This window comes from Actinomadura sp. ATCC 39365 (genome assembly GCF_054392275.1).
The window spans coordinates 2,745,059-2,766,725 of the sequence record NZ_CP184335.1; the positions used below are offsets into that span (position 1 = coordinate 2,745,059).

20 protein-coding genes, 1 tRNA gene and 1 pseudogene are annotated in these 21,667 nt (G+C 72.4%); 10 read left to right on the forward strand and 12 right to left on the reverse strand.

What is annotated here, in order from left to right:
- Positions 1 to 43 precede the first annotated feature (43 nt).
- From ACNF49_RS13805 to ACNF49_RS13825, 5 genes and pseudogenes are all read right to left on the reverse strand, one after another.
- Positions 44 to 2,557 (reverse strand): Tex family protein, encoded by a 2,514-nt coding sequence (locus tag ACNF49_RS13805; protein ID WP_482943887.1) that lies wholly within the window; start codon positions 2,555 to 2,557, stop codon positions 44 to 46.
- Between the two features lie 27 nt (positions 2,558 to 2,584).
- A complete protein-coding gene (locus ACNF49_RS13810) occupies positions 2,585 to 3,748 on the reverse strand; it encodes an amidohydrolase (protein ID WP_482943888.1) in 1,164 nt (387 codons plus the stop codon).
- 84 nt (positions 3,749 to 3,832) lie between these two features.
- Complete coding sequence (locus ACNF49_RS13815; protein WP_352328727.1) at positions 3,833 to 4,057, reverse strand: hypothetical protein; 225 nt, start codon at positions 4,055 to 4,057, stop codon at positions 3,833 to 3,835.
- A 10-nt stretch (positions 4,058 to 4,067) separates the two neighbouring features.
- Positions 4,068 to 4,497, reverse strand: a pseudogene (locus tag ACNF49_RS13820) (RpiB/LacA/LacB family sugar-phosphate isomerase).
- A 120-nt stretch (positions 4,498 to 4,617) separates the two neighbouring features.
- Positions 4,618 to 5,079, reverse strand: a complete 462-nt coding sequence (locus tag ACNF49_RS13825; protein ID WP_357978221.1) for a MarR family winged helix-turn-helix transcriptional regulator — start codon at positions 5,077 to 5,079, stop codon at positions 4,618 to 4,620.
- A gap of 73 nt (positions 5,080 to 5,152) precedes the next feature.
- Here ACNF49_RS13825 and ACNF49_RS13830 point away from each other — a divergent pair, with 73 nt between their 5' ends.
- A complete protein-coding gene (locus tag ACNF49_RS13830) occupies positions 5,153 to 6,559 on the forward strand; it encodes an MFS transporter (protein WP_357978218.1) in 1,407 nt (468 codons plus the stop codon).
- On the opposite strand, the gene ACNF49_RS13835 is transcribed toward ACNF49_RS13830, so the two are convergent.
- Both ACNF49_RS13835 and ACNF49_RS13840 read right to left on the reverse strand, forming a co-directional pair.
- Positions 6,537 to 6,893, reverse strand: a complete 357-nt coding sequence (locus ACNF49_RS13835) for a DUF742 domain-containing protein (RefSeq protein WP_352328721.1) — start codon at positions 6,891 to 6,893, stop codon at positions 6,537 to 6,539. The two genes, ACNF49_RS13830 and ACNF49_RS13835, sit on opposite strands and share 23 nt — an antisense overlap.
- Entirely contained in the window at positions 6,886 to 8,730 is a 1,845-nt protein-coding gene (locus tag ACNF49_RS13840) for a sensor histidine kinase (RefSeq protein ID WP_482943889.1), read from the reverse strand. Before ACNF49_RS13840 ends, ACNF49_RS13835 begins: the two co-directional genes overlap by 8 nt.
- Positions 8,731 to 8,938: 208 nt before the next feature.
- Here ACNF49_RS13840 and ACNF49_RS13845 point away from each other — a divergent pair, with 208 nt between their 5' ends.
- Complete coding sequence (locus tag ACNF49_RS13845) at positions 8,939 to 10,498, forward strand: ABC transporter substrate-binding protein (RefSeq protein WP_482943890.1); 1,560 nt, start codon at positions 8,939 to 8,941, stop codon at positions 10,496 to 10,498.
- Here the strand turns inward: ACNF49_RS13845 and ACNF49_RS13850 are convergent.
- Positions 10,474 to 10,653, reverse strand: a complete 180-nt coding sequence (locus ACNF49_RS13850; protein ID WP_482943891.1) for a hypothetical protein — start codon at positions 10,651 to 10,653, stop codon at positions 10,474 to 10,476. The genes ACNF49_RS13845 and ACNF49_RS13850 overlap by 25 nt on opposite strands.
- A gap of 20 nt (positions 10,654 to 10,673) precedes the next feature.
- On the opposite strand from ACNF49_RS13850, the gene ACNF49_RS13855 reads away from it, so the two are divergent.
- On the forward strand, positions 10,674 to 11,297 hold the full coding sequence (locus ACNF49_RS13855) for a hypothetical protein (protein WP_357978671.1): 624 nt from the start codon (positions 10,674 to 10,676) through the stop codon (positions 11,295 to 11,297).
- Here ACNF49_RS13855 and ACNF49_RS13860 read toward each other — a convergent pair.
- Positions 11,266 to 12,369: an MFS transporter gene (locus ACNF49_RS13860; RefSeq protein ID WP_482943892.1), complete on the reverse strand. Its 1,104-nt coding sequence runs from the start codon at positions 12,367 to 12,369 to the stop codon at positions 11,266 to 11,268. The genes ACNF49_RS13855 and ACNF49_RS13860 overlap by 32 nt on opposite strands.
- Before the next feature lie 74 nt (positions 12,370 to 12,443).
- Between ACNF49_RS13860 and ACNF49_RS13865 the strand changes: the two genes are divergently transcribed.
- The 5 genes from ACNF49_RS13865 to ACNF49_RS13885 all read left to right on the forward strand — a co-directional run bounded on the left by ACNF49_RS13865 (position 12,444) and on the right by ACNF49_RS13885 (position 17,072).
- The gene (locus ACNF49_RS13865; protein WP_482943893.1) at positions 12,444 to 14,015 is read left to right on the forward strand and encodes an ATP-binding protein; all 1,572 of its coding nucleotides are present in this window, start codon (positions 12,444 to 12,446) and stop codon (positions 14,013 to 14,015) included.
- Positions 13,961 to 14,929, forward strand: a complete 969-nt coding sequence (locus ACNF49_RS13870) for a helix-turn-helix transcriptional regulator (RefSeq protein ID WP_482943894.1) — start codon at positions 13,961 to 13,963, stop codon at positions 14,927 to 14,929. Before ACNF49_RS13865 ends, ACNF49_RS13870 begins: the two co-directional genes overlap by 55 nt.
- A gap of 8 nt (positions 14,930 to 14,937) precedes the next feature.
- The gene (locus ACNF49_RS13875) at positions 14,938 to 15,909 is read left to right on the forward strand and encodes an inositol-3-phosphate synthase (RefSeq protein ID WP_357978203.1); all 972 of its coding nucleotides are present in this window, start codon (positions 14,938 to 14,940) and stop codon (positions 15,907 to 15,909) included.
- Positions 15,910 to 15,946: 37 nt separating this feature from the next.
- Positions 15,947 to 16,747, forward strand: a complete 801-nt coding sequence (locus ACNF49_RS13880; RefSeq protein WP_482943895.1) for an exodeoxyribonuclease III — start codon at positions 15,947 to 15,949, stop codon at positions 16,745 to 16,747.
- Between the two features lie 88 nt (positions 16,748 to 16,835).
- Positions 16,836 to 17,072, forward strand: coding sequence for a hypothetical protein (locus tag ACNF49_RS13885; RefSeq protein ID WP_357978197.1), 237 nt, complete (start codon positions 16,836 to 16,838; stop codon positions 17,070 to 17,072).
- 23 nt (positions 17,073 to 17,095) lie between these two features.
- On the opposite strand, the gene ACNF49_RS13890 is transcribed toward ACNF49_RS13885, so the two are convergent.
- Together ACNF49_RS13890 and ACNF49_RS13895 are read right to left on the reverse strand one after the other, a co-directional pair.
- Positions 17,096 to 18,031, reverse strand: coding sequence for a cobalamin biosynthesis protein (locus ACNF49_RS13890; RefSeq protein WP_482943896.1), 936 nt, complete (start codon positions 18,029 to 18,031; stop codon positions 17,096 to 17,098).
- Positions 18,015 to 18,815: a phosphotransferase gene (locus ACNF49_RS13895; protein ID WP_482943897.1), complete on the reverse strand. Its 801-nt coding sequence runs from the start codon at positions 18,813 to 18,815 to the stop codon at positions 18,015 to 18,017. The genes ACNF49_RS13890 and ACNF49_RS13895 overlap by 17 nt, the downstream gene beginning before the upstream one ends.
- 339 nt (positions 18,816 to 19,154) lie before the next feature.
- On the opposite strand from ACNF49_RS13895, the gene ACNF49_RS13900 reads away from it, so the two are divergent.
- Both ACNF49_RS13900 and ACNF49_RS13905 read left to right on the forward strand, forming a co-directional pair.
- Positions 19,155 to 19,889 carry a ZIP family metal transporter gene (locus ACNF49_RS13900; protein WP_357978189.1) on the forward strand — a complete coding sequence of 245 codons (735 nt, stop codon included), beginning with the start codon at positions 19,155 to 19,157 and terminating at the stop codon, positions 19,887 to 19,889.
- A 54-nt stretch (positions 19,890 to 19,943) separates the two neighbouring features.
- Positions 19,944 to 20,017 (forward strand) — tRNA-Arg (locus ACNF49_RS13905).
- A gap of 6 nt (positions 20,018 to 20,023) precedes the next feature.
- Here ACNF49_RS13905 and ACNF49_RS13910 read toward each other — a convergent pair.
- On the reverse strand, positions 20,024 to 21,652 hold the full coding sequence (locus ACNF49_RS13910) for a tyrosine-type recombinase/integrase (protein ID WP_482943898.1): 1,629 nt from the start codon (positions 21,650 to 21,652) through the stop codon (positions 20,024 to 20,026).
- Between the last annotated feature and the right edge of the window lie 15 nt (positions 21,653 to 21,667).

The window sequence follows — 21,667 nt, forward strand, 5'->3', positions numbered from 1 at the left end:
GGTGGGCCGGTTGTGGAGGCCGGCCCGCCGTCAGGGGTTGAGGTCAGCGGTTGTCGCCGCCGAGGCCCGCCTTGCGGAGGGCTTCGGCCATCGCGCCCATGGGAGCCGGACGGTCCTGGCGGCGCTGTCCGCCGCGCTGTCCGTCGCCGCGCCCCTGGCCACGACCGCCGTCGCCACGACCGCCCTGGCCGCGACCGCCACCACCACGAGCACCGTCACCCCGGCCACCGTCACCCCGGCCACCGTCGCGGCCGTCACCGCGAGAGCCGCCGTCGCGGCCGCCCTCGCCACGGGGAGCGGAGCCGTCGCGGGCGCTGCCGTCGCGAGCGGAGCCTTCGCGGCGGGGCTCGTTGCGGGAGCCGTCCGAACGGGCGCCCGACTTGCGGGGCGGGCGGCCCTCGGTGGACGGCTGGGTGACCTCGTCCTCCAGGCGGAGGGTCAGGGAGATGCGCTTGCGCGGGATGTCCACCTCGAGCACCTTGACGCGGACGATGTCACCCGGCTTGACCACGTCGCGCGGGTCCTTGACGAAGGTGCGGGACATGGCCGACACGTGGACCAGACCGTCCTGGTGGACGCCGATGTCGACGAACGCGCCGAAGGCGGCCACGTTGGTGACCACGCCCTCCAGGATCATCCCCGCCACCAGGTCGGAGATCTTCTCCACGCCCTCCTTGAAGGCCGCCGTCTTGAACGCCGGACGCGGGTCGCGCCCCGGCTTCTCCAGCTCGCGCAGGATGTCGGTGACGGTCGGCAGGCCGAAGGTGTCGTCGGTGAAGTCTTGTGCCCGGATCGTGTGCAGGGCCGAGGTGTTGCCGATCAGCGACTTGAGGTCGGTCTGGACCGAGCTCAGGATGCGCCGGACCACCGGGTAGGCCTCAGGGTGCACGCTGGAGGCGTCGAGCGGGTCGTCGCCGCCCGGGATGCGCAGGAAGCCGGCGCACTGCTCGAACGCCTTGGGCCCGAGCCGCGAGACCTCCTTCAGCGCCGTACGGGTGCGGAACGGCCCGTTGGCGTCGCGGTGGCGCACGATGCCCTCGGCCAGCGTCGCGCCGATGCCCGACACCCGCGTGAGCAGGGGCGCGGACGCCGTGTTGACGTCGACCCCGACCGCGTTGACGCAGTCTTCGACGACGGCGTCGAGCGAGCGGGAGAGCTTGGACTCGGCCAGGTCGTGCTGGTACTGGCCGACGCCGATCGACTTGGGGTCGATCTTGACCAGCTCGGCGAGCGGGTCCTGCAACCGGCGCGCGATGGAGACCGCGCCGCGCAGCGACACGTCGAGGTCGGGCAGCTCCTGGGAGGCGTAGGCCGAGGCCGAGTAGACCGAGGCGCCCGCCTCCGACACCACGATCTTGGTGATCGACGGCATGAGCTTGACCAGGTCGCCGGCCAGCTTGTCGGTCTCGCGCGAGGCGGTGCCGTTGCCGATGGCGATGAGCTCGACGCCGTGCTTCTGGGCCAGCGCGCCGAGCACGGCCAGCGACTGGTCCCACTGGCGCTTGGGCTCGTGGGGGTAGATGGTGGCGGTCTCGACGACCTTGCCCGTGGCGTCGACCACGGCCACCTTCACGCCGGTGCGCAGGCCGGGGTCGAGGCCCATGGTCGCGCGGGTGCCGGCCGGGGCGGCCAGCAGCAGGTCGCGCAGGTTGGCGGCGAAGACGCGCACCGCTTCGTCCTCGGCGGCCTGCCACAGGCGCATGCGCAGGTCGATGCCGAGATGCACGAGGATGCGGGTGCGCCAGGCCCAGCGCACGGTCTCGGTCAGCCACTGGTCGGCCGGACGCCCCTTGTCGGAGATGTCGAACCGGGCGCCGATGCGCAGCTCGTAGTCGGCGGTCTCGTCGGGCTCGAGCGCGACGTTGAGCACCTCCTCCTTCTCGCCCCTGAACATCGCCAGGATGCGGTGGGAGGGCAGCTTGGTGAACGGCTCGGTGAACTCGAAGTAGTCGGAGAACTTCGCCCCCGCCTCCTGCTTGCCCTCGCGCACCTTCGACACGAGCCGGCCGCGGCTCCACAGCCGCTCGCGCAGGTCGCCGATGAGGTCGGCGTCTTCGGCGAACCGCTCGATCAGGATCGCCCTGGCCCCTTCGAGGGCCGCGGCGGCGTCGGCCACGCCCTCGGTGACGAACTCCGCGGCGACCGTGGCCGGGTGGAGCGTCGGGTCGCCGAGCAGCTTGTCGGCCAGCGGCTCCAGGCCGAGCTCGCGGGCGATCTGCGCCTTGGTGCGCCGCTTGGGCTTGTAGGGCAGGTAGATGTCTTCGAGCCTGGCCTTGGTCTCGGCCGCCATGATCTGCGCGCGCAGCTCGTCGTCGAGCTTGCCCTGAGACTCGATCGACTCCAGGATCGCCGCCCTGCGCTCGTCGAGCTCGCGGAGGTAGCGCAGCCGTTCCTCGAGCGTGCGGAGCTGCGCGTCGTCGAGGGCGCCGGTGACCTCCTTGCGGTAGCGCGCGATGAACGGCACGGTGGCGCCGCCGTCGAGCAGATCGACCGCCGCCTGCACCTGCCCGTCGCGCACGTCGAGCTCTGCCGCGATCCGCTGGTGAATAGAGAGCACTTGCCTGCCTTTCGATGGTCCCGCCGGTCAATTGTGCAGGACTACGCCGTCTTTCATGACCAGAGTGCGCCGAGGGTGAACGACCACGGCCTCTCCGGGGCCGCTCGCGGGCACCACGACGAGGTCGGCCCGGTCGCCCGGAGCCAGGCCGTAGTCGGGCAGCCCGAGGGCCAGCGCGCCGCCCACGGTCGCGGCCTCCAGGGCGAGCTCGATGTCCTCGTCGCGGCGGAACGTGCTGCGGTAGGCCAGGTGCATCGCGCGCTCCAGCATGTCGCCCGAGCCGTAGGGGCCCCACAGGTCGCGGATGCCGTCGTGGCCGCAGGCGACGGTGACGCCCGCGGCGCGCAGCTTCTTGACCGGCGGCACCGGGTAGCTGTAGACGGCGGCGGTGGCGATGGCCACGCCCGCGTCGACGAAGCCCTGGATCAGGCGATCCTGGGCGGCGTCGCCGAGCTCGCCCAGCGCGTACGCGTGGCTGACCGTCACCCGGCCGCCGAGCCCCAGCGCCTTGGTGCGCTCGGTGATCAGCTCCAGCTCCCAGCCGCCCAGCGAGCCGCCGTCGTGGAGGTGGATGTCGATGCGCGCGCCGAACCGGTCGGCCAGGCCGAAGATCAGGTCGAGGTGGCGCACGGGATCGCGGTCGCCTCCGGCCGGGTCGAGGCCGCCGATCGCCTCGACGCCGCCTCTGAGCGCCTCGGCCAGCAGGTCGGCGGTGCCGGGGTTGGTGAGCACGCCGTGTTGGGGGAAGGCGACCTGCTGCACGTCGACGGGGGAGCGGGCGGCGGCCTCGCGCACGGCCTCCACGCCCCGCAGGCCCACGGACGGGTCGATGTCGGTGTGGGTGCGCACATGTGTGGTGCCGGCCTCGCTCATCCGGGCCAGCAGCGCGGCGGCGCGCTCGGCGCTCGGCACCCCCAGCTCGGCGCGACGGCCCAGGTCGTTGGCGATGCGGCCGGCCAGCGAGTCGTCGGCGGAGTGGGGGACCCAGGGACCTCCGTAGAGCGTCTTGTCGAGGTGGCAGTGGGCGTCGACGAGACCGGGCAGGACGAGCTGACCCGAGACGTCGAGGACGAGGGCGCCGGGCGCGTCGAGGGACGGGCCCACGCGGTGGATGCGGCCGTCGCGGACGAGCAGGTCGGCCGGGAACGCGAGCCCCCAGGGCCGCCCGCCGCGGATCAGCACGTCGGTCATGCCCAGCACCCTAAAGGGCGGCACCGACGATTTCCGTGCCCCAGGACGTGAGGGTCGTGAGCCGCCCGCGACGGCAGCAGGAGGCTAGTCGGGGCGGGTGGCGAACAGTTCGAGGTGGTGGCAGGAGCGGCAGCGGTAGGCGTCGATCTCCCACTTTGGACGGCCCATCAGCCGGGCGCCGCCGAAGATCCCGCGCGACAGCGCCCCTTCGACCCAGCGGGCGTACCCCCGGGAGTGCTCACCCTGGTCCGCGACGAACCCGGGTTCGAGCCCCTCCGCGCCGCAATGCGTGCACCGTAAGTTGTCCATGCCGCAGAGCCTAGATCTCCGCGAGGTGCGCCACGTTGGCCACGTCGGCCGGATCGGTGCTGGGCCGCCCGCCGAACCAGGCGTCGAGGATCTCGCCGAGCACGACGTCGGAGGTCAGGCGGAGGCTGAGGGCCAACACGTTGGCGTCGTTCCACCTGCGCGCCCCGTCGGCGGTGTAGGCGTCGGCGCACAGCGCGGCCCGCACCCCGGGCGTTGGCCGCGATGGAGGCGCCCGTGCCCGTCCAGCAGCAGACCACCGCCTGGTCGGCCCGGCCCTCCGCGACGTCTCTGGCGGCCAGCTCGCAGGCCCACGCCCAGTCGTCGCGCTCGCCGTCGTCGAGTGCGCCGTGGGTCAGCACCTCGTGACCACGCCCGCGCAGCTCGGCCACAATGCGCCCGGCCACCCCGTCGTTGCTGTCCGCCGCCACCGAAATCCGCATGGGCCCATCTCTACCAGCATTGTGGTGGCGGGTGCGGCATGCGCATTCGCCGGATGACCAGCTGGATGACCATGGGCACGAGCATGCCGCCCGCGCCCCCGGCCCCGCAACGCGTTTTCCTCACATGTACCGGGCGCGCATGCGCTCGCAGAAGTCGTCCGACAGCTTGGTCATCAGCCGGGACAGCTCGGCCCGCTCCGGCTCCGGCCAGTCGGACAGCACCTCCTCGAACCACTCGGTGGTGACCCGGCGGCACCTGCTCGCCACCTCGGCCCCCTCCTCGGTGAGCGCGATGCGCCAGGCCCGCCGGTCGTCGGGGTCGCGTACGCGCTCGACCAGCCCGCGCTGCTCAAGGGCCGCGACGTGCCTGGTCACGTGCGGGCTCTCGACCTGCAGCCCCTCGGCGATCATGCCGATCCTGCGGGGCTCGCCCGCGTCGAGCAGATAGACGATGATCTGCACGTCGGGCCGGTCGAGCCGGATGCCGGCCGCCTCGGTGAGCCATTCGTGGGTCTTGGCGCGGTTGAGCGTGACGACCAGCCGCCGGAAGGCCGACACCGTCCTGTTGAGATCTTCGCCCATCTGTTTGCTTACCTAACTTACGTATGTATCATCGTTGCTCGGTTACTTACCTAAGTTATCTAAAGGAGCCGACATGGCGACAGCCGTCGTATCCGCGGCGCGTGAGACGTCGATGCGCAACCCCTGGCCCACGGTGGTCTCCCTGGCGTTCGCGGCCTCCATCGCCGCCCTCCAGAACACCGCGGTGGTCCCGTTGCTTCCCGTGCTGCAGCGGGAGCTGCACGCCTCCCTCTCGGCCGTGAGCTGGACGCTCACCATCAGCCTCTTGGTCGCCGCGGTCTCCACGCCGCTGCTGTCACGCTTCGGCGACATGTACGGCCGGCGCCCGATGATCCTCGGCGCGCTGGGCCTGCTGGTGGTGGGCTCGGTCATGGCGGCGATGGCCACGTCGCTGACCTGGCTGATCGTGGCCCGGATCCTCCAGGGGGCGGTGTCCGCGCTGGTCCCGTTGTCGATCGGCGTGGTCCGCGACCTGCTGCCCAGGCAGCAGCTCGCGACCGGCATCGGCGTGCTGAGCGCGACGATGGGGTTCGGCAGCGGCGGCGGCATGATCCTGGCCGGGCTGGCCGCCGGTGACTACCACCTGGTGTTCTGGATCACCGGCGGGATCTCGCTGGTGGCCGTCGTGATCCTGGCCTTCCTCGTGCGGGACGTGGCGCCGGCCGGCAAGGGCCGTCCCGACCTCGCCGGGGCCGCGCTGCTGACCGCCTGGCTGGTCGCGCTGCTGCTGGCGATCAGCGAGGGCGGCTCGTGGGGCTGGACGTCGCCCGGCGTGCTCGGCCTGTTCGCCGGGGCCGCCGTGCTGGCCGTGGTGTGGGTGCTGGTCGAGCGCAGGGTGGCCGAGCCGCTGGTCGAGATGTCGATGCTGGTGCACAGGGGCACGATCGGCGCGACGGTCTCCTCGATGCTGCTCGGGTTCTCGTTCTTCACGATGCTGACCGGCATGTCGCAGTTCGCCCAGGTCCCGAAGGCGACCGGCTTCGGCTTCGGCGCCTCCACCCTCCAGGTCGGGCTGTTCCTGCTGCCGAGCACCCTGTTCATGCTGGTCATCTCGTTGTTCGCGGGGCGGATCATGCGCCGGTTCGCCGCCTCGTTCATGGTGGCGACGGGCGCGGGCGTGACCGGGCTCGCGGGGGCGTGGCTGGCGTTCGAGCACGGCAGCCCGGCCACCCTGTACGTGGCCTCCTCCCTCATGGGCATCGGCCTCGGCATCGGCTACGCCGCGCTGGGCACGATGGCCGTCGAGCACGTCGAGCCGTCCAGGACCGCGCTGGCGGCGGGCGTCAACGCGCTGGTGCGCATCGTCGGCGGCAGCGTGGCGGGCGCGGCCATCGCCGCGATCCTGGCCGCGCGCCCCGGCGTCGTGGGCTTCCAGTGGGTGTTCGGCACCGCCGCGGCGGCCGGGCTGGTCGCGGCGGTGTTCGCCACCGTCTACGGAAGGTTGAACAGCCGGGCCGTCACAGCGCCTTCAGCCCACTGATCACTTCCAGCAGCACCTTGGCGTCCGGCGCGGGGGGCGGCAGCTCGACCTGGACGAGCTGCCGCGCGTGCAGGTCGCCGACCAGCACCCGGACCACGCCGATGGGCAGGTTCAGCTCGGCGGCCACGTCCACCAGCCGGGTCGGCTTGGTGCACTTCTGCATGATGATCAGGTGCTCGGGCCCGAGCCCGACCGGGGGCGTCAGCCCACCGGCGGTGACGATGACCGCGATGAGGTCGATGGCCTCGCTCGCGGGCACCGTACGGCCCCTGGTCAGCAGATAGGCCGGGACGATCGGACCGGCGTCCTCGTCCAGCCAGCGCTCGTCACTCACTTGGCACCACCCGCATCACAGGACGGGCGGGCTCCTTCACGTCGGCCTCCGGTTCCGGATCGGCGACGTGCTCAGCCGGGATCAACACGATCGCGGTGGTCCCTCCATATGGTGAACCGCGTAGCGTCACGCGGATGTCGTGCCTGGCGGCCAGGCGGGAGACGACGAAAAGCCCCAGCTTGTCGCTGTCGGCCAGGTCGAACTCGGGTGGGCTGGCCAGCCGCTCGTTGAGTTCGGCCAGCTCCTGGGCGCTCAGCCCGAGCCCACGGTCCTCGACCTCGAAGGCGAAGCCGCGGGCGGTCTCCTCGCCGCGCACGATGACCTGCGTATGCGGCGGCGAGTAGACGGTCGCGTTCTCGATGAGCTCGGCGACCAGGTGGATCATGTCGCCGACCACCGGCCCGGCCAGGCGCTGGCCGGACATCGGCTCGACGGTGACCCGGCGGTAGTCCTCCACCTCGGCCGTCGCGCCGCGGGCCACGTCGAGCAGCGGCACCGGCTTGCTCCAGCCACGGCCCGGGGTGGCGCCCGACAGGATGATCAGGCCCTCGGCGTGGCGGCGCATGCGGGTGGTCAGGTGGTCCAGGCGGAACAGGTCGTCCAGGGCCTCGGGGTCGGTGGCGCGGTGCTGCATGTCCTCCAGCTGGATGCGCTGGCGGTGCAGCAGAGCCTGGGAACGCCTGGCGAGGTTGCGGAAGACGTGCCCGACGCCCTCACTGAGCTGCGCCTGGCCGATCGCGGCCTCGACGGCGGTCTGCTGGACGGTGGAGAAGGCCTGGCCGACATCGCCGATCTCGACCGTGCTGGTGGCCACCGACAACTCCGGCATCTCCACCCTCTCACCCTTGCGCAGCTTGGCCACCACGTGCGGCAGCCGCTCCTGGGCCACCTCCAGCGCGGCGAGCCTGAGCGCGCCCAGCTCCTTCGACAGCCGGTTGCCCATCCGCAGGGAGAACACGATCGACACGATGACCAGCAGGAAACACGTGCCGGCCAGGATGAACGCCCGCGACAGCACCTGGTCGGCCACGGGGTCGGCGCGCGCGTTGAGCAGCTTGCTGGCCCGCATGAGCGACTCCCCGTACGTCTTGGAGATCGACTCGGTGGTGCTCAGCCAGCCGCGCGGCGGCACGGCCCCGGCGATGATCCGGTCCTCCATCAGCCGCATGCGCTGGTAGACGGGGGAGGTGACGAGGGAGACCTGGGTGTCGCGCAGGCTCGCGTCCAGCTCGCCGAGCCCCTGGTCGATGAGGAAGCGCCGGTTGCCGACGATCTGGGTGAACTGCCGGCGTTCGGACGGCGTGACCGGCCCGAGCGCGATGGCCTGCTCCCTGGTCAGCAGCTCCTTGGCGTAGCCCAGCTCGATGATCACGCGGGACTGCTCGTAGATCGGGATGTCGTCGATGAGCGCGACGCGCCGGTGCAGGCCGTAGAGGGAGTCGATCACGGTGTTGTACGCCTCGCCGGCGAGCAGACGGTCGGACAGGCCGTCGTCGATCTCACCCCTGATCGCGTCGAGCCTGCCGAGCTGCGTGTACACCGCGTCCACCTGCGTACGGATCTCTTCCGATCGGTCCTTGGAGTTGCTGGAGAGCCTTTTGAACTCGTCCCTGGCGGCGTCGGTGCGGGTGCGCTGGTCGGCCACGTCCTTCCGGGAGGCGGCCTGGCGCAGCAGCTTGGCCGAGGAGAGACGCTCGTGCTGGAGCTCGCTGATCAACTTGTACGCCGGATGGCGGAGGTTCGTCCAGAGTGTCTTGTACTGACGCAGCTCCAGGCTCTCGCCGGCGGTGACGGCGGTGATCACACCCCACAACACGACCATGGAGGTCAGAGGCACGAGTAGTAGTCCGATGATCTTCATGCGGATCGTCCGGCTACGACCCATGGCACCTCACTCCGGTCGGTCCCCTGCTGGCAACCCCGGACGGGACAAGCCCAGAGGATAGCAATTCGATCACCCAATTGCCCAATTTTTCGGGACTTTTGGACATGTGTCCGTGATCTTGCAGTAGGTTTCCCCCAAATCGGTTACAGAGGGAGCTGCGTTGCGCCGTCGTCTCACAGCGGCCGCCGCGCTGGCGCTTCTGTCGGCCTGTTCCGGGCCCACGGAGGTCCCCCGGCCCCCCGCCGCCGAGTCGGTCTTCGTGTACGCGCAGAACCTGGACGTCATCTCCGACTGGGACCCCGCGAGCTCCTACTCCAACGAGCTCATCGCCTTCCAGAACGTCTATGAGACCCTGACCCTCTGGAACCCCTTCACCAAGAAGTCGGCCCCCCGCCTGGCCACCTCCTGGCGCTCGACGTCCGACGGCCGCACCTGGACGTTCACGCTGCGCCAGGGCGCGACCTTCCACACCGGCCGGCCGGTGGACGCCGCGGCGGTCAAGGCGTCGATCGAGCGCACGATGAAGACCGGCGCGGGCGCGTCCTACATCTGGGACGCCGTCTCCTCCGTCAAGGCCGAGGACGCGAGCACGGTCACGTTCGCCCTGAAGTACGCCGTGCCGCTCGACCTGGTGGCCTCCTCCGGGTACGCGGCCTACATCTACGACACGCAGGCGGCGCCCGACCTGCGTTCATGGCTCGGCGCGGGCAGGGATGCCGGGTCGGGGCCGTACACGGTGGCGGCCTGGCATCCGGGCCAGGAGGAGGAGCTGACGCTCAAGGCGTACCCCAAATACTGGGGCGGATGGGACAAGCCGCACTACAGCACGGTCAAGTACCGCGTCGTGCCCGACCCCGACCGCGCGTGGCGGATGCTGGCCCGCGGCGAGGTGAGCTTCGTGGACCGGCTCAGCCCCCGGCTGTTCGCCAGGGCCGCGGTCACGCCCGGGGTGCGCACCAGCGAGCGGGACTCGTACCAGACGGCCATGCTGCTGTTCAACACCGCGAGCGGCCCGATGAAGGACGTGCGGGTGCGCCGCGCGGTGCAGAAGGCCATCGACTACCGCGGCCTGGTCAGGGCGCTGCGGGGCGCGGTCGCGCCGGCCGCCGGCATCGTCCCGGAGGGGCTGACCGGCCACGTCGCCGGCCGCGCGCCCCGGCAGGACCTGGCGGGCGCGGCGGCCCTGCTGGGCCGCGCCGGGTACGGGCCCGCGGGCCGGCCGCTGCGGCTGCGGCTCACCTACGCGCAGGGAGACCACGACCAGCGGCTGCTGGCCACCAGCCTGGCGGCGGAGCTGAAGCCGCTGAACGTCACGCTCGACGCCCGCGCCATGCCCTGGAACGCCCAGTGGCAGCAGGGCAGGAAACGCGGCCAGGACATCTTCGTCATGTACTGGTGGCCCGACTACCCCGACGGCTACTCGTGGTTCGGCAACGTCTTCCGCAGCGGCAACCCGCCGGTGTTCAACCTGGCCTACCTGCGTGACAGGACCCTGGACGAGCTGCTCGAAGGGCTGCCCGAGCTCAGCGTGACCGACAAGGAGGCCGCGCAGGCGGCGTACGAGCAGGCCACCGGACGCGTGCTCGACGTGCGGGCCGCCGCGGCGCTGCCCTGGGTGGTGCGGTACCAGCGGGCCTACCTGGGCGGCGTCCAGGGCTACGACGACAACCCGGCCTACCCCGACGTGGTCTTCGCCTACGAGCTGCGCCCGTCCGGCTGAGCCGCCTCCGAGGCCGCCTCGACCCGCTCACGCAGCCGCGTCCTGATCTCCTCGGGCGTGTACGCCCGCCGGCGGCGTTCGGCGCGCGCCACCACCACCCCTGTGGCCGCGACCCCCGCGATTCCCGCCAGACCGAGCATCTTCCACCAGCGCATGTGCCTAGGCTAGCGATGTGCTGACTCTCGACGAGGCCGTCAAGGTGACCAGAACCGGCGATCTGTGGATCTTCCGCGGGAGGTCCGTGCCCGACCGGGCCATCCAGACGATGACCAACAGCCCGGTCAACCACGTGGGCATGGCGATCGTGATCGAGGACCTGCCGCCCATGATGTGGCACGCCGAGCTGGGCAAGTCGCTGCTCGACCTGTGGGCGGGCACCCACCAGCGCGGGGTCCAGCTGCACGACCTGCGCGACGCGGTCACCGTCTGGGCCGACCGCTACGGCCAGCGTCCCTGGCTGCGCCAGCTCGAACCGCAGGCCACCCCCGAGATGGAGGACGCCGCGCTGCGGGTGGTCGCCCGGCTCGACGGCACCCCGTTCCCGTCCACCGCCCGGCTGGCCGCCCGCTGGGCCAGGGGCCGGGTCCCGCGGCGGGCCAGGAAGGAGGCCACGCTGGAGAGCGCGTACTGCGCGGAGGTCGTGGCCGTCACCTACGAGGAGATGGGCCTGCTGCCCGGCGGCCGGCGTCCCAACTGGTACGACCCGGGCAGGTTCTGGAGCGGCGACGACCTGGAGCTGCTGGCCGGCCGCCGCCTCGGCCACGAGATCACCGTGGGAGTGCCGCGTACGCGGGCCTGACCCTGGCCAGCGGGATCGTCACCACGACGAGCACGGCCACCAGCACGAACCCCAGCCGGTAGCCGGTGTGCCCGAGCACCAGCCCGAACCCCGTCGCGCCCACGCCCATCCCCGCGTCGTAGGCCAGGTTCCACAGGGCACTGACGCGGGCCGGCTCGCCGCGCTGGAGCATCATCGTCAGCGTCGCGTTCTGCAGCACCCCGAACCCCGCCCCGAACAGCGCCATCCCGGCCACGACCGCTACGGGAGCGGTCGTCCACGCCTGCAGCGCGGTGCCCGCGGCGGCGGCGAGCAGGCCCGGCACGAGCAGTCCGGCCGGGCCGTGCCGGTCGCCGAACCGGCCCGCCCACCAGCGGGCCGCCGGCGTGGCGAGCGACTGGGCGAGCAGGGCCGCCGAGGCCAGTCCTGGCGAGCCCGCCAGCGGCAGGAACGTCACCAGGACGCCGACGGAGACCGTGACCGAGGCGAAGACCAGCATCGGCGCGGCCAGCCCGCCCGTCCGGCCGCCCGCGCCGGCCGTGACGGGCCTGCCCGCGGGCAGGCCCGTCACCGCCACGAGCCCGGCCAGGGGCAGCAGCCCGGCGACCACGAGGACGGGCGCGAACCCGAGCACGTCGGCCGCCCACAGGCCCAGCGGCAGCCCGGCGACCGAGGGCACGCCGACGGCCAGGCCGTACAGTCCGAGCCCCTCGCCGCGGCGCTCGGCGGGCACCAGGTCGGCGGTGAGCGCGGTGCCGGCGACCACGAGCACGCCGAGGCCCGCGCCGCGCAGCAGCGACACGGCCAGCACCACGGGCAGCTCCGCCGACAGCGGGAGCAGCAGGGCGGGCAGGCCGAGCAGGACCAGTCCGAGCGCCATCGCCGCGCGGTAGCCGTGCCGCGACAGCAGCCAGGGGACGGCCAGCTCGGCGAGGACGGTGGACGCCATCATCGCGCCGGTCGCCAGGCCCGCGCCGGACGCGCCGGAGCCGCCGGTCGCCGCGTACAGGGGGACGGTGGAGAACAGCAGGAAGAAACCGAGCATCCCGGTCACCGAGGCGGCCATCATCAGGCTCAACGAACGCGACATCATGCCTTCGACGATGACGAATCCCGCCTTGGGCGGGATCGGGCATGATGCGTAGCCGCCTCTTCATAATGAGGGGTGTGTTCGTGGGACGTGAGGCCGAGCTGGGCCGGCTGACCGCCGCGTGGGCCCGTACCCCGAGTGCGGTGCTGGTCGTGGGCGAGGCTGGGATCGGCAAGACCAGACTGGTCGGGCGGTTCGCCGGCGAGGTGGACGCGCTGGTGGCCGAGGGCGGGGCCGATCCGGGCGGGCCGGCGTACGCGCCGTTCGTGCCCGTGCTGCGCCGCCTGGTCAGGGAGTACGGCGCCGGGCTCGTGCCGGGCGGCGGACGCAAGGGGCTGGCGTGCCTGCTGCCCGAGCTGGGGGAGCTGGACGACACGCCCGACCTGGGCCGGGCCCGGCTGTTCGAGGAGGTGCTGCTGCTGGTCGAGCGGGCCGCCGAGCGCCGTCCGCTGGTGATCGTGCTGGAGGATCTGCACTGGGCCGACCAGGCCGCCCGCGACCTGCTGGCGTACCTGCTGCGCAACCTGACGCGGCCCGGCGCGATGGTCGTCGCGACCTCGCGCGAGCCGCTGCGGCTGCCCGGCGCCGAGGTGGTCAGGGTGCCGCCGCTCGGCCGCGACGAGGTGGCCCGCCTGCTCGGCCGCGACGACGTCGACGTGATCGTGGCGCGCAGCGAGGGCAACCCGCTGTTCGCCGAGGCGCTGGCCGAGGCGGGTGACACGACCCCCGCCTCGCTGCGCGAGCTGCTGCTCGCCGGGGCCGAGAAGCTGCCGGGGCCCGGTCTCGACGTGCTGCGGATCGCCGCCGTGGCCGGGCGCAGGACGCCCCACGAGGTGCTGCGCCAGGTCGCCGGGCTCGACGACCTCGCGCTCGACGAGGCGCTGCGGCCGGTCGTACGGGCTCGGCTGCTGCTCGTGGACGGCGACGCCTACGTCTTCCGGCACGCGCTCATCCGCGAGGCCGTCTACGACGACCTGCTCCCCGGCGAACGCCGCCGCCTGCACGCCCGCTGCGCCCCGGCCCAGCCCGAGCTGGCCGCCGACCACTGGCACGCCGCCGGCGACGGGCCGCGCGCCTTTGAGGCCGCCTGGCGGGCCCGAGATGGGACCTGGTGCTGGAGCTGTGGGCGCACGCGGACGGCCAGGACCACGCCCAGGTGCTCGAGGACGCCGCCAGGGACGCCCTGCGCGACGGCGACGCCCACCGCGCCGACGACCTGGCCGGCCGGGCGCTCGCCGAGGTCGCCGACCCGCTGCGCGCGGCCCACCTGCTGGAGCTGCGCGTCGCCATCCGCGACCTGCACGGCGAGGAGGGCCTGGACGACCTGCGCGAGGCCGTCCGGCTGGCCCCCCGCGAGTCCAGGCTGCTCGGCGCCCTGGCCTGCACGCTGGCCTGGCACGGCCAGGACGACGAGGCCCGCGCCCGCGCCGAGGAGGCGTACGCGCTGGGCGACGCCAGGTCGCTGGTCACCCTGGCCGCGCTCGCCGCGCTCGACGGCGACCTCGCCACCTCCTCCGCCCTGTACGCCCGCGCCCGGATCAGCGCGCCCGACGACGACACGCTGCTCGTCTCCTACGCCGGCGAGGCCGACGCGTTGGAGGCCGCCGGCGAGCACGCCAGGGCCGAGGCGGTCGCGCGGCGCGGCATAGCCGAGGCCGCCCGGCTGGGCCTGGCCCGCTCGCGCGGCGCCCACCTGGCCGCCAACCTGGCCGAGCCGCTCGCCTCGCTGGGCCGCTGGAAGGAGGCCCGCGAGGTCGCCGCCCCCGCGCTCGCGCTCGACCCGCCGCCGATCTACCGCGCCTGGATCCTGCTCGTGCTCGGCACGGTCGCGGTGTGGGAGGGCTCGCTGTCCACGGCCGGTGCGCTGCTCGCGCAGGTCAGACCGCTCATGCGCGGGCGTTCGCGCGGCTACGACTCCTGCCTGGAGCCCGACCTGCTCGAATGCCGCCTCGCCGAGGCCGGGGGAGACCTGGACCGGGCGCGCCGGCTGGTCGACCACGTGCTGTCGGAGCACGACCTGACCCGCAGCCGCCGCTACGCCTGGCCGCTGCTGGCCCTCGCGGCCCGCATCGGACGGGTGCGCGCCGCGCCGGCCGGCCTGCCCACCGTCGGGCGGCTGCAGGAGGCGTACCGGGCCACCTTCGAGGCCGAGCTCGGCGGCTCGTGGGCGGACGCGGTGGCCGCCTGGCGGGCCGTGGGGCAGCCGTACGGGCTGGGGCGGGCGCTGGTCGGCGCGGCCGAGCGGGACCCGGCGCGGGCCCGCGAGCCGCTGCGCGAGGCCCTGGCCATCGCCGCCGCGCTCGGCGCGGAGCCGCTGCGCCGGCAGGCGGAGGCGGCGGCGGCCACCGCCCGGGTGACGCTGTCGGCGACGCCGGGGCTGTCGGCCCGCGAGCTGGAGGTGCTCGGCCTGGTCGCCGAGGGCCTGAGCAACAGGCAGATCGCCGAGCGGCTGTACATCTCGGCCAGGACCTCCGGCGTGCACGTGTCGAACATCATGGCCAAGCTCGGCGCCGCCTCCCGCGTGGAGGCCGCCGCCGTCGCCCGCCGGACCGGCCTGATATGAACTGCGGCATGACCACCGTGAACGTCGCCCTCATCGGCGTGGGCAACTGCGTGTCGTCCCTCGTGCAGGGCGTCGAGTACTACCGCGACGGCGAGGCTCCCGGCCTGCTCAACCCCGTGTGCGCCGGATACGCCGTCTCCGACGTGCGGTTCACCGCCGCCTTCGACGTCGGCCGGGCCAAGCTCGGCCTGGACCTGTCGCAGGCGATCTGGGCGCGGCCGAACAACTCCCGCCGCTTCGCCGACGTGCCCCACCTGGACGTGCCCGTGCGCGAGGGCATCCTGGCCGACGGCGTGGGGGAGGGCTCGGCCGAGCTGGTCGAGCCGAGCGGCGCCGCGACCGTCGCCGACGTGGCCGCCCACCTGCGCGAGACCGGCTCCCAGGTCGTGGTGAACTTCCTGCCCACCGGCGCCCAGCGCGCCGCCGAGCTGTACGCCGAGGCCGCGATCGAGGCCGGCTGCGCGTTCGTCAACTGCATGCCCGCCGTGCTCGCCCGCTCCGAGCGCTGGCGCGACCGTTTCGCCGCTGCCGGGCTGCCGCTGCTCGGCGACGACCTGAAGAGCTCCTTCGGCGCCACGCTCGTGCACCGGGCGCTGGTCGACGCCCTGACCGCGAGCGGGGTGCGGCTGCGCGACGGCCACCAGCTCCTGGCCGGGGGCAACATGGACTTCGTCAACCTCCAGGACCCGGCCAGGATGGCCGGCAAGCGGGCCACCAAAGCGACCGGCGCCGGCACCTCCACCCACGTCGGCGCCCAGTACCTGCCCTTCCTCGACGACCGCAAGATCGCGTTCATCCGGCTGGAGGGCGAGGGGTTCGGCGGCTCCCCGCTGGAGATCGAGCTGCGCATGGTGGTGGAGGACTCGCCGAGCGCGGCGGGGAACGTCCTCGACGCCGTGCGCCAGGCCAAGGCCGCGCTCGACGCGGGCACGGGCGGCTTCCTGCGGGAGACCTCGGCCGCCCTCATGAAGGCGGTCTGACCTCGGGTGCCGGGCCCGGCCGTGGCAGGCTAGGAGGATGCGCCTGGCGACCTGGAACGTGAACTCGGTCAAGGCACGGCTGCCGCGCCTGCTCGACTGGCTGGCCGCGACCGAGCCCGACATCGTCTGCCTGCAGGAGACCAAGTGTCCCGCGGAGTCGTTCCCCGTGGCGGAGGTGGGCGAGCTCGGCTACGCCGCCGCCGCCCACGGCGACGGCCGGTGGAACGGCGTCGCCGTGCTGTCCAGGGTCGGGCTGGAGGAGGTGACGCGGAGCTTCCCCGGCGAACCGGGCTTCGCCGAGCTCGACGGGGTGGGCGCCGCCCGTCCCGAGGCCCGCGCGCTGGGCGCGACCTGCGGCGGCCTGCGGGTCTGGTCCCTGTACGCGCCGAACGGCCGCGCGCTCGACTCGCCGCACTACGCCTACAAGCTGCAGTGGTTCGCCGCGCTGCGGGACGCGCTGGCCGAGGAGGCGGGCTCGCCGCTGGTGGCCTGCGGCGACTACAACGTGGCGCCGACCGACGCCGACGTCTGGGACCCCGCGCTGTTCGCCGGCTCCACGCACGTCACCCCCGCCGAACGCCGCGCGCTCGCCGAGCTGCTCGACCTCGGCCTGCGCGACGTGGTGCCGACGCCGATGAAGGGACCCCACCCGTACACGTACTGGGACTACCGGGCCGGGATGTTCCACCAGAACAAGGGCATGCGGATCGACCTGGTCTACGCCAGCGCCGACGTCGCCGACCGGGTGCGGGCGGCGTACGTCGACCGCGAGGCGCGCAAGGGGAAAGGCCCCTCGGATCACGCTCCCATCGTGGTGGATCTCGCCCCGATAAATTAATCAACAAACAGCTGCCAGACGAGTATCGTGAGTAACCAAATGTGCGGGGGCACGCTTCTTCTTCAAGACCGAAAAAGGGGGCCGTGTCGTGGAACCTGCCGATGGTCGTGTCATCCTGTTCGTCCTCATCGGGCTTGCCCTGTTCGCGCTCGGACGCCGCTTCCAGAACATGATCATGCTCAGGCAGGTCTGGAAGCAGACGCAGCGGCAGGTGACGGTGCGGCGGGAGACCGCGCACCACGCGGTGAAGGGTCTGGTCGCCGTCACCGCCGTCGCGGCATTCGTCATCTGGCTCGCGATCAATCTCAATCGGATAATGAGTTGACCGCCGTCGACTGATTACCGCGATTATCCGGAATGGCGGCGGCGCAGGCCCCACGCGGTGAGCACGGCCAGCCCCGCCGCCGCCAGTCCGACCGCGCGGGTGAGCCGGGCGGCGCGCCGGATGTCCTTGACGTCCGGCTTGGGGCCGTCGCCCATCGTGGGGCGGTGTTCCGTCCTGCCGCCGTACACGTTCGTGCCGCCGAGGGTGACGCCGAGCGCGCCGGCGAAGGCGGCCTCGCACCTGCCCGCGTTCGGGCTGGGGTGGCGGTGGCCGTCCCTACGTAGCACCCGCAGCGCCCGGACGGGGTCGTCGGCCAGCGCCGCCGTCAGCAGTCCCGTCACGCGTGCCGGTACGTAGTTCGCCACGTCGTCGAGCCGGGCCGCGGCCCAGCCGAACCGTTCGTAGCGGGGGGAGTGGTGGCCGATCATGGCGTCCAGCGTGTTGGCCGCCCGGTAGGCCAGCAGCCCCGGCACGCCCGCCACCGCGCCCCAGAGCAGCGGGGCGACCACGGCGTCGGAGGTGTTCTCCGCCAGCGACTCCACGGTCGCCCTGGCCAGCTCGGGCGCCTCCAGCCCCGCGGGGTCGCGGCCGCACAGGTGGGGGAGCCTGGCCCGGGCCCGCCGGAGATCGTCCTGCTCCAGGGCCTCGGCCATGTGCACCCCTTCGCGGGCGAGGGTCGTGCCGCCGAGCACGGCCCACGTGGCGAACGCCGTCACCGCCGTACGGACGGCCCGGTCGCCGCTCCTCTGGGCCAGCACGCCCAGGGCGGCCGCGCCTCCGACGCAGATCCCGACATGGACCACCCCACGCCACCTCGTGTCGCCGTACGACGACTCCTCCAGCTTCGCCGCCGCCCGTCCGAACAGGGCGACGGGGTGGGCTGAGCTGCGCGGATCACCGAGAACCTGGTCGAGTGCGACACCGAGCGCGAGACCTAGCGGGTCATACCAAATGGGCATGAAGCTCATCTTCGTGCACATCCAGCCAGGCTGCCGCCCGGCGGATGCGTTCCCCGGCGCCGCCGGTCCACATCCTGGCCCAGTTACCGCCGGCCCGGGCGCGGGTGCGCATGACGTCGTAGGACCGGTGGAAGCGGAGCCTGGACAGTTCGAGCAACCGCCGGCGTTCGCGGGGCGCGAGGCCGTAGGCGTCGCAGAACAGGCGGATCCTGGCTCCCACGTCGGCGTCGCGCTGGAGAGGGTGACGGTCGACGGGGTCGGCGATCGGGGCCCAGTGGCGGAGGGTGGTGACGATGTCGAACAGCCGGGTGGTGGGCCGGGCCAGGTCGAAGTCGATCAGCGCGACGGGGGTGGCCGCGCCGGTGCCGGTGTCGTGACGGAAGATCACGTTGTCCGGCGTCAGGTCGCAATGCCCGATGACCTCCGGCGCGCGGTCGTCGTTCGACCCGCCTTCCCATCCGCCGGCGTCGAGCGGGAACCCGGCGGTCGCGTCGTGGAACTCCCTCACCAGCAGCGCCAGGTCGACCAGAAACGCATCGGTCGAACCGGCCCGGCACAACCCGCTCCGCCCAGGGACGTACGTGATGATCTCGCGCCCTAAGCCGTCCGTTCCCAGGACCCGCGGCGCACCCCCGAACCCGGCTGCCTCAAGGTGTCTGAGCAGGGCGTGCACGGCGGGCGTGGCCGGACCGACCGGCCTGCGCACCGTGTCACCGACGCGCACCACCCCGTCTGTCACGTCCCCGCCCTGCAGGGGAATCTCATGCAGGAGCGTCGCGACCATGCCACAACAGCTTAGCCCCATTTGCCCCACCGCCGCCTGCCCTTTACCCCACCCCCTCCCGCCCCGCCGTCCTCCCCTTCCCCTGCCACCTGGCCGCCCTTCTCCCGATTCCGGGCCGCCCTCCCCCCTACTTTCGGGCCGTCCTTGCCCTGCTTTCGGGACGTCCTTCTCCCGGTACGGCGGGCCGTCCTGGCCCCCTGTACCGGGATCATCCCCTTCGACCTGTCCCCGAACCCGTGCCCCTCGCGAGCCTGTCCCTGAAGGCGCGGTGCCCCTCGCATCCCGCGGCCGAGTGTCGTACCGCCCCCGCCCCCCAGCCACCCCCTAGCCTGAGGAACCGTGCCCATCCTGCTCTCCTTGGCGGCCTTCCTCATGACGCTGCTGGGCGGGCTGGTCGCCGACCGCGTCAAGAACAACCGCCACCTCGTGCTCGGCGCCGCCGCGGGCGTGATGCTCGGCGTGGTGGCCTTCGACCTCCTCCCCGAAGCCCTCACCCGGGACGTCGTCGACGTGCTCGGCGTCCCGCTCCCGATGCTCATGTTCGCCCTGGCGTTCCTCGGCATCCACATCGTCGAACGCTCCATGGGCATGCACGACGCGCACGAAGGCGACTACGCCGCCCATCGCCACGCCCGAGCCGGCGTAGGCGTCACGGCGGGATCAGCCCTGGTCATCCACAGCCTCCTGGACGGCGCCGCCATCGGAGCCTCCTACCAGACGGACGCCTCGCTCGCCGTCGCCGTGGCCATCGGCGTCATCGCCCACGACTTCACCGACGGCTTCAACACGTACACGATCACGTCGCTGTACGGAAACGCCCGCCGCCGCGCCCTCACCCTCCTGGCCCTGGACGCCGTCGCCCCCGTGCTCGGCGCCACCCTGACGTTCCTCATCGCCATCCCGGCCCACATCCTGACCGCCTACCTGGGCCTTTTCGCCGGATTCCTCCTCTACCTGGCCATCTCCGACATCCTCCCGGAGGCCCACACAACCAGACGCGCCACCGGCTGGACCCTGGCCGCCACGGTCACGGGAACCCTGTTCATGTGGCTGGTGATCGCCCTGTCGGCCTGACACGACCAGAACGTGTGCGTGACAAGTCGCCGGATCATGCACAATAAGGCAGGAGCGCCCTTAGCTCAGCTGGATAGAGCACCGGACTTCTAATCCGACGGTCGCAGGTTCGAATCCTGCAGGGCGCGCTTTTCTCAGGGCTTGGACCTGCGGATCCTGGGAGACCGAGAATCCGATGGGTCATTCGGGCGGATCGGGGAGACCGAAGGGAGACCGTCAGTTTCGGACGGGTCACCCACGACCACAGCCCGGGGGACCAGCGAAACGCTCGCTTCCGCCGCCGCGCGCGCCAACTCCGGCAGCACGCTCGTGTACGTGTCCGACGTGATCGACAGCGACGAGTGCCGCAGCATCGCCGAGGTCGTCTTCATGTCGTTGCCCGCGGCGAGGCTCAGCGTGGCCGCCCCGTGGCGGAGGTCGTGCAGCCGGATCGGTGGCAGCCCGGCCGCGAACGCCAGCCTCTCGAAGTACTCGCTCAGCCAGTCAGGCTTCAACTCGGTGCCGTCCTCGCGGGTAAAGATCCGGCCCGTCTCCGTCCACGAGCCGGCCCACGCGAGCTTCTCCTCCTTCTGCCGCTTGCGGTGTAACCGCAGCAGTTCCAGCGTGGCCTGGTCGAGCGCCACCGGCGCATCCGAGGCGGCCGTCTTCGGCTTGCCCTCCCTCACCTCGCGGCCCACGATGGTGAGCTGCCTGGACACCGACAGCACGCCGTCGTCGACGTCGAGATCCACCCAGCGGGCCCCGCACACCTCGCCTCGGCGCAGGCCCCGGAACGCGATGAGGTGGAAGAGGGCGTACAGGCGGTCGCCGGCGGCGTGATCCAGGAACGCGCCGAGCTGGACCGGCGTCCACACCATCACCGGCGACGGCCTCAGGTCCGTGGCACTCCACACCGCCACCGCGGAGGTGGACGGCAGGTGCGGGTCGGCCCGTACCGCTGTCAGCCGCGCCTTGAACGCCTCGTTGAATGCCTCGACGCGCGCCTTCGTCCAGACCACACCCTTCGGCCGCGGCGCTGACTCCAGGGCGACCAGCGCCGCGGCGTTGAAGGTGACGAGGTGCTCCCGCTCCGCGTCGGCCAACACGGTCCTGATGGTGGCCTTGATCCTCTGCTTCGTCGCCGGGCCGGTGATGCGCTTGCCACGCGCCGAGGCCCGCACAGCAGGATCGTCGGAGGCGAGGGCCTGGCGGATGGCGTCGTTCTTCTCGTCGATCCGCTCGAACACCCGCTCCACGACCGGGGCGAACAGCTTGTCCAGCCGAACGTCGTCGAGCACCTCGCCGAAGTGCGCGTCATGGTGGCTGATGTAGCCGACCAGCGTGGACTCGCGGATGTCCCGCAGGCGCTTGCGCCTGGCCACCCAAGTTGTCCAGTACTCGCCGAACTTCATGGACTGGAGAGGCTGGCCGGCCTTGAACTTGCGGTGGAGCTCCTCGTACGACGGGAGCGGCGCCTGCTTCTTGTGCGCGGCCCGGATCATCTCCAGGATCTCCATGCGCGCCTCGTGGCCGTCCGGCCCGGCGTCCGGGATGTCGAGCAGCCGATGGGCCTGGGAGTAGAACAGCTCCACGTCCGTCTCGGTCTTGAACCCGCCCGCCCGAAGGAGGTTGCGTTTCCCGTCCGGGCCGGGAGGCACCTCGGACTTCCCGTACCACGTGCCGTGGTTCGGGTTCCAGGAGCCGTCCTTACGGCGCAACCGCGGGCATGTCGCGCCCAGCTCGTGGCCGTCCTCCCGGCACTTGCAGCGCTTTCCCGTCATCATGGCCGCCGCCACCCC

Bases quoted from the DNA above. Each gene is read 5' to 3' on its own strand.
- ACNF49_RS13850 (WP_482943891.1), bottom strand. From the start codon at position 10,653: ATGCGCTGGTGGAAGATGCTCGGTCTGGCGGGAATCGCGGGGGTCGCG.
- ACNF49_RS13910 (WP_482943898.1), bottom strand. From the start codon at position 21,652: ATGATGACGGGAAAGCGCTGCAAGTGCCGGGAGGACGGCCACGAGCTG.
- ACNF49_RS13830 (WP_357978218.1), top strand. From the start codon at position 5,153: ATGGCGACAGCCGTCGTATCCGCGGCGCGTGAGACGTCGATGCGCAAC.
- ACNF49_RS13875 (WP_357978203.1), top strand. From the start codon at position 14,938: ATGACCACCGTGAACGTCGCCCTCATCGGCGTGGGCAACTGCGTGTCG.
- ACNF49_RS13815 (WP_352328727.1), bottom strand. From the start codon at position 4,057: ATGGACAACTTACGGTGCACGCATTGCGGCGCGGAGGGGCTCGAACCC.
- ACNF49_RS13860 (WP_482943892.1), bottom strand. From the start codon at position 12,369: ATGATGTCGCGTTCGTTGAGCCTGATGATGGCCGCCTCGGTGACCGGG.
- ACNF49_RS13810 (WP_482943888.1), bottom strand. From the start codon at position 3,748: ATGACCGACGTGCTGATCCGCGGCGGGCGGCCCTGGGGGCTCGCGTTC.
- ACNF49_RS13895 (WP_482943897.1), bottom strand. From the start codon at position 18,815: ATGGTCGCGACGCTCCTGCATGAGATTCCCCTGCAGGGCGGGGACGTG.
- ACNF49_RS13890 (WP_482943896.1), bottom strand. From the start codon at position 18,031: ATGCCCATTTGGTATGACCCGCTAGGTCTCGCGCTCGGTGTCGCACTC.
- ACNF49_RS13825 (WP_357978221.1), bottom strand. From the start codon at position 5,079: ATGGGCGAAGATCTCAACAGGACGGTGTCGGCCTTCCGGCGGCTGGTC.
- ACNF49_RS13880 (WP_482943895.1), top strand. From the start codon at position 15,947: ATGCGCCTGGCGACCTGGAACGTGAACTCGGTCAAGGCACGGCTGCCG.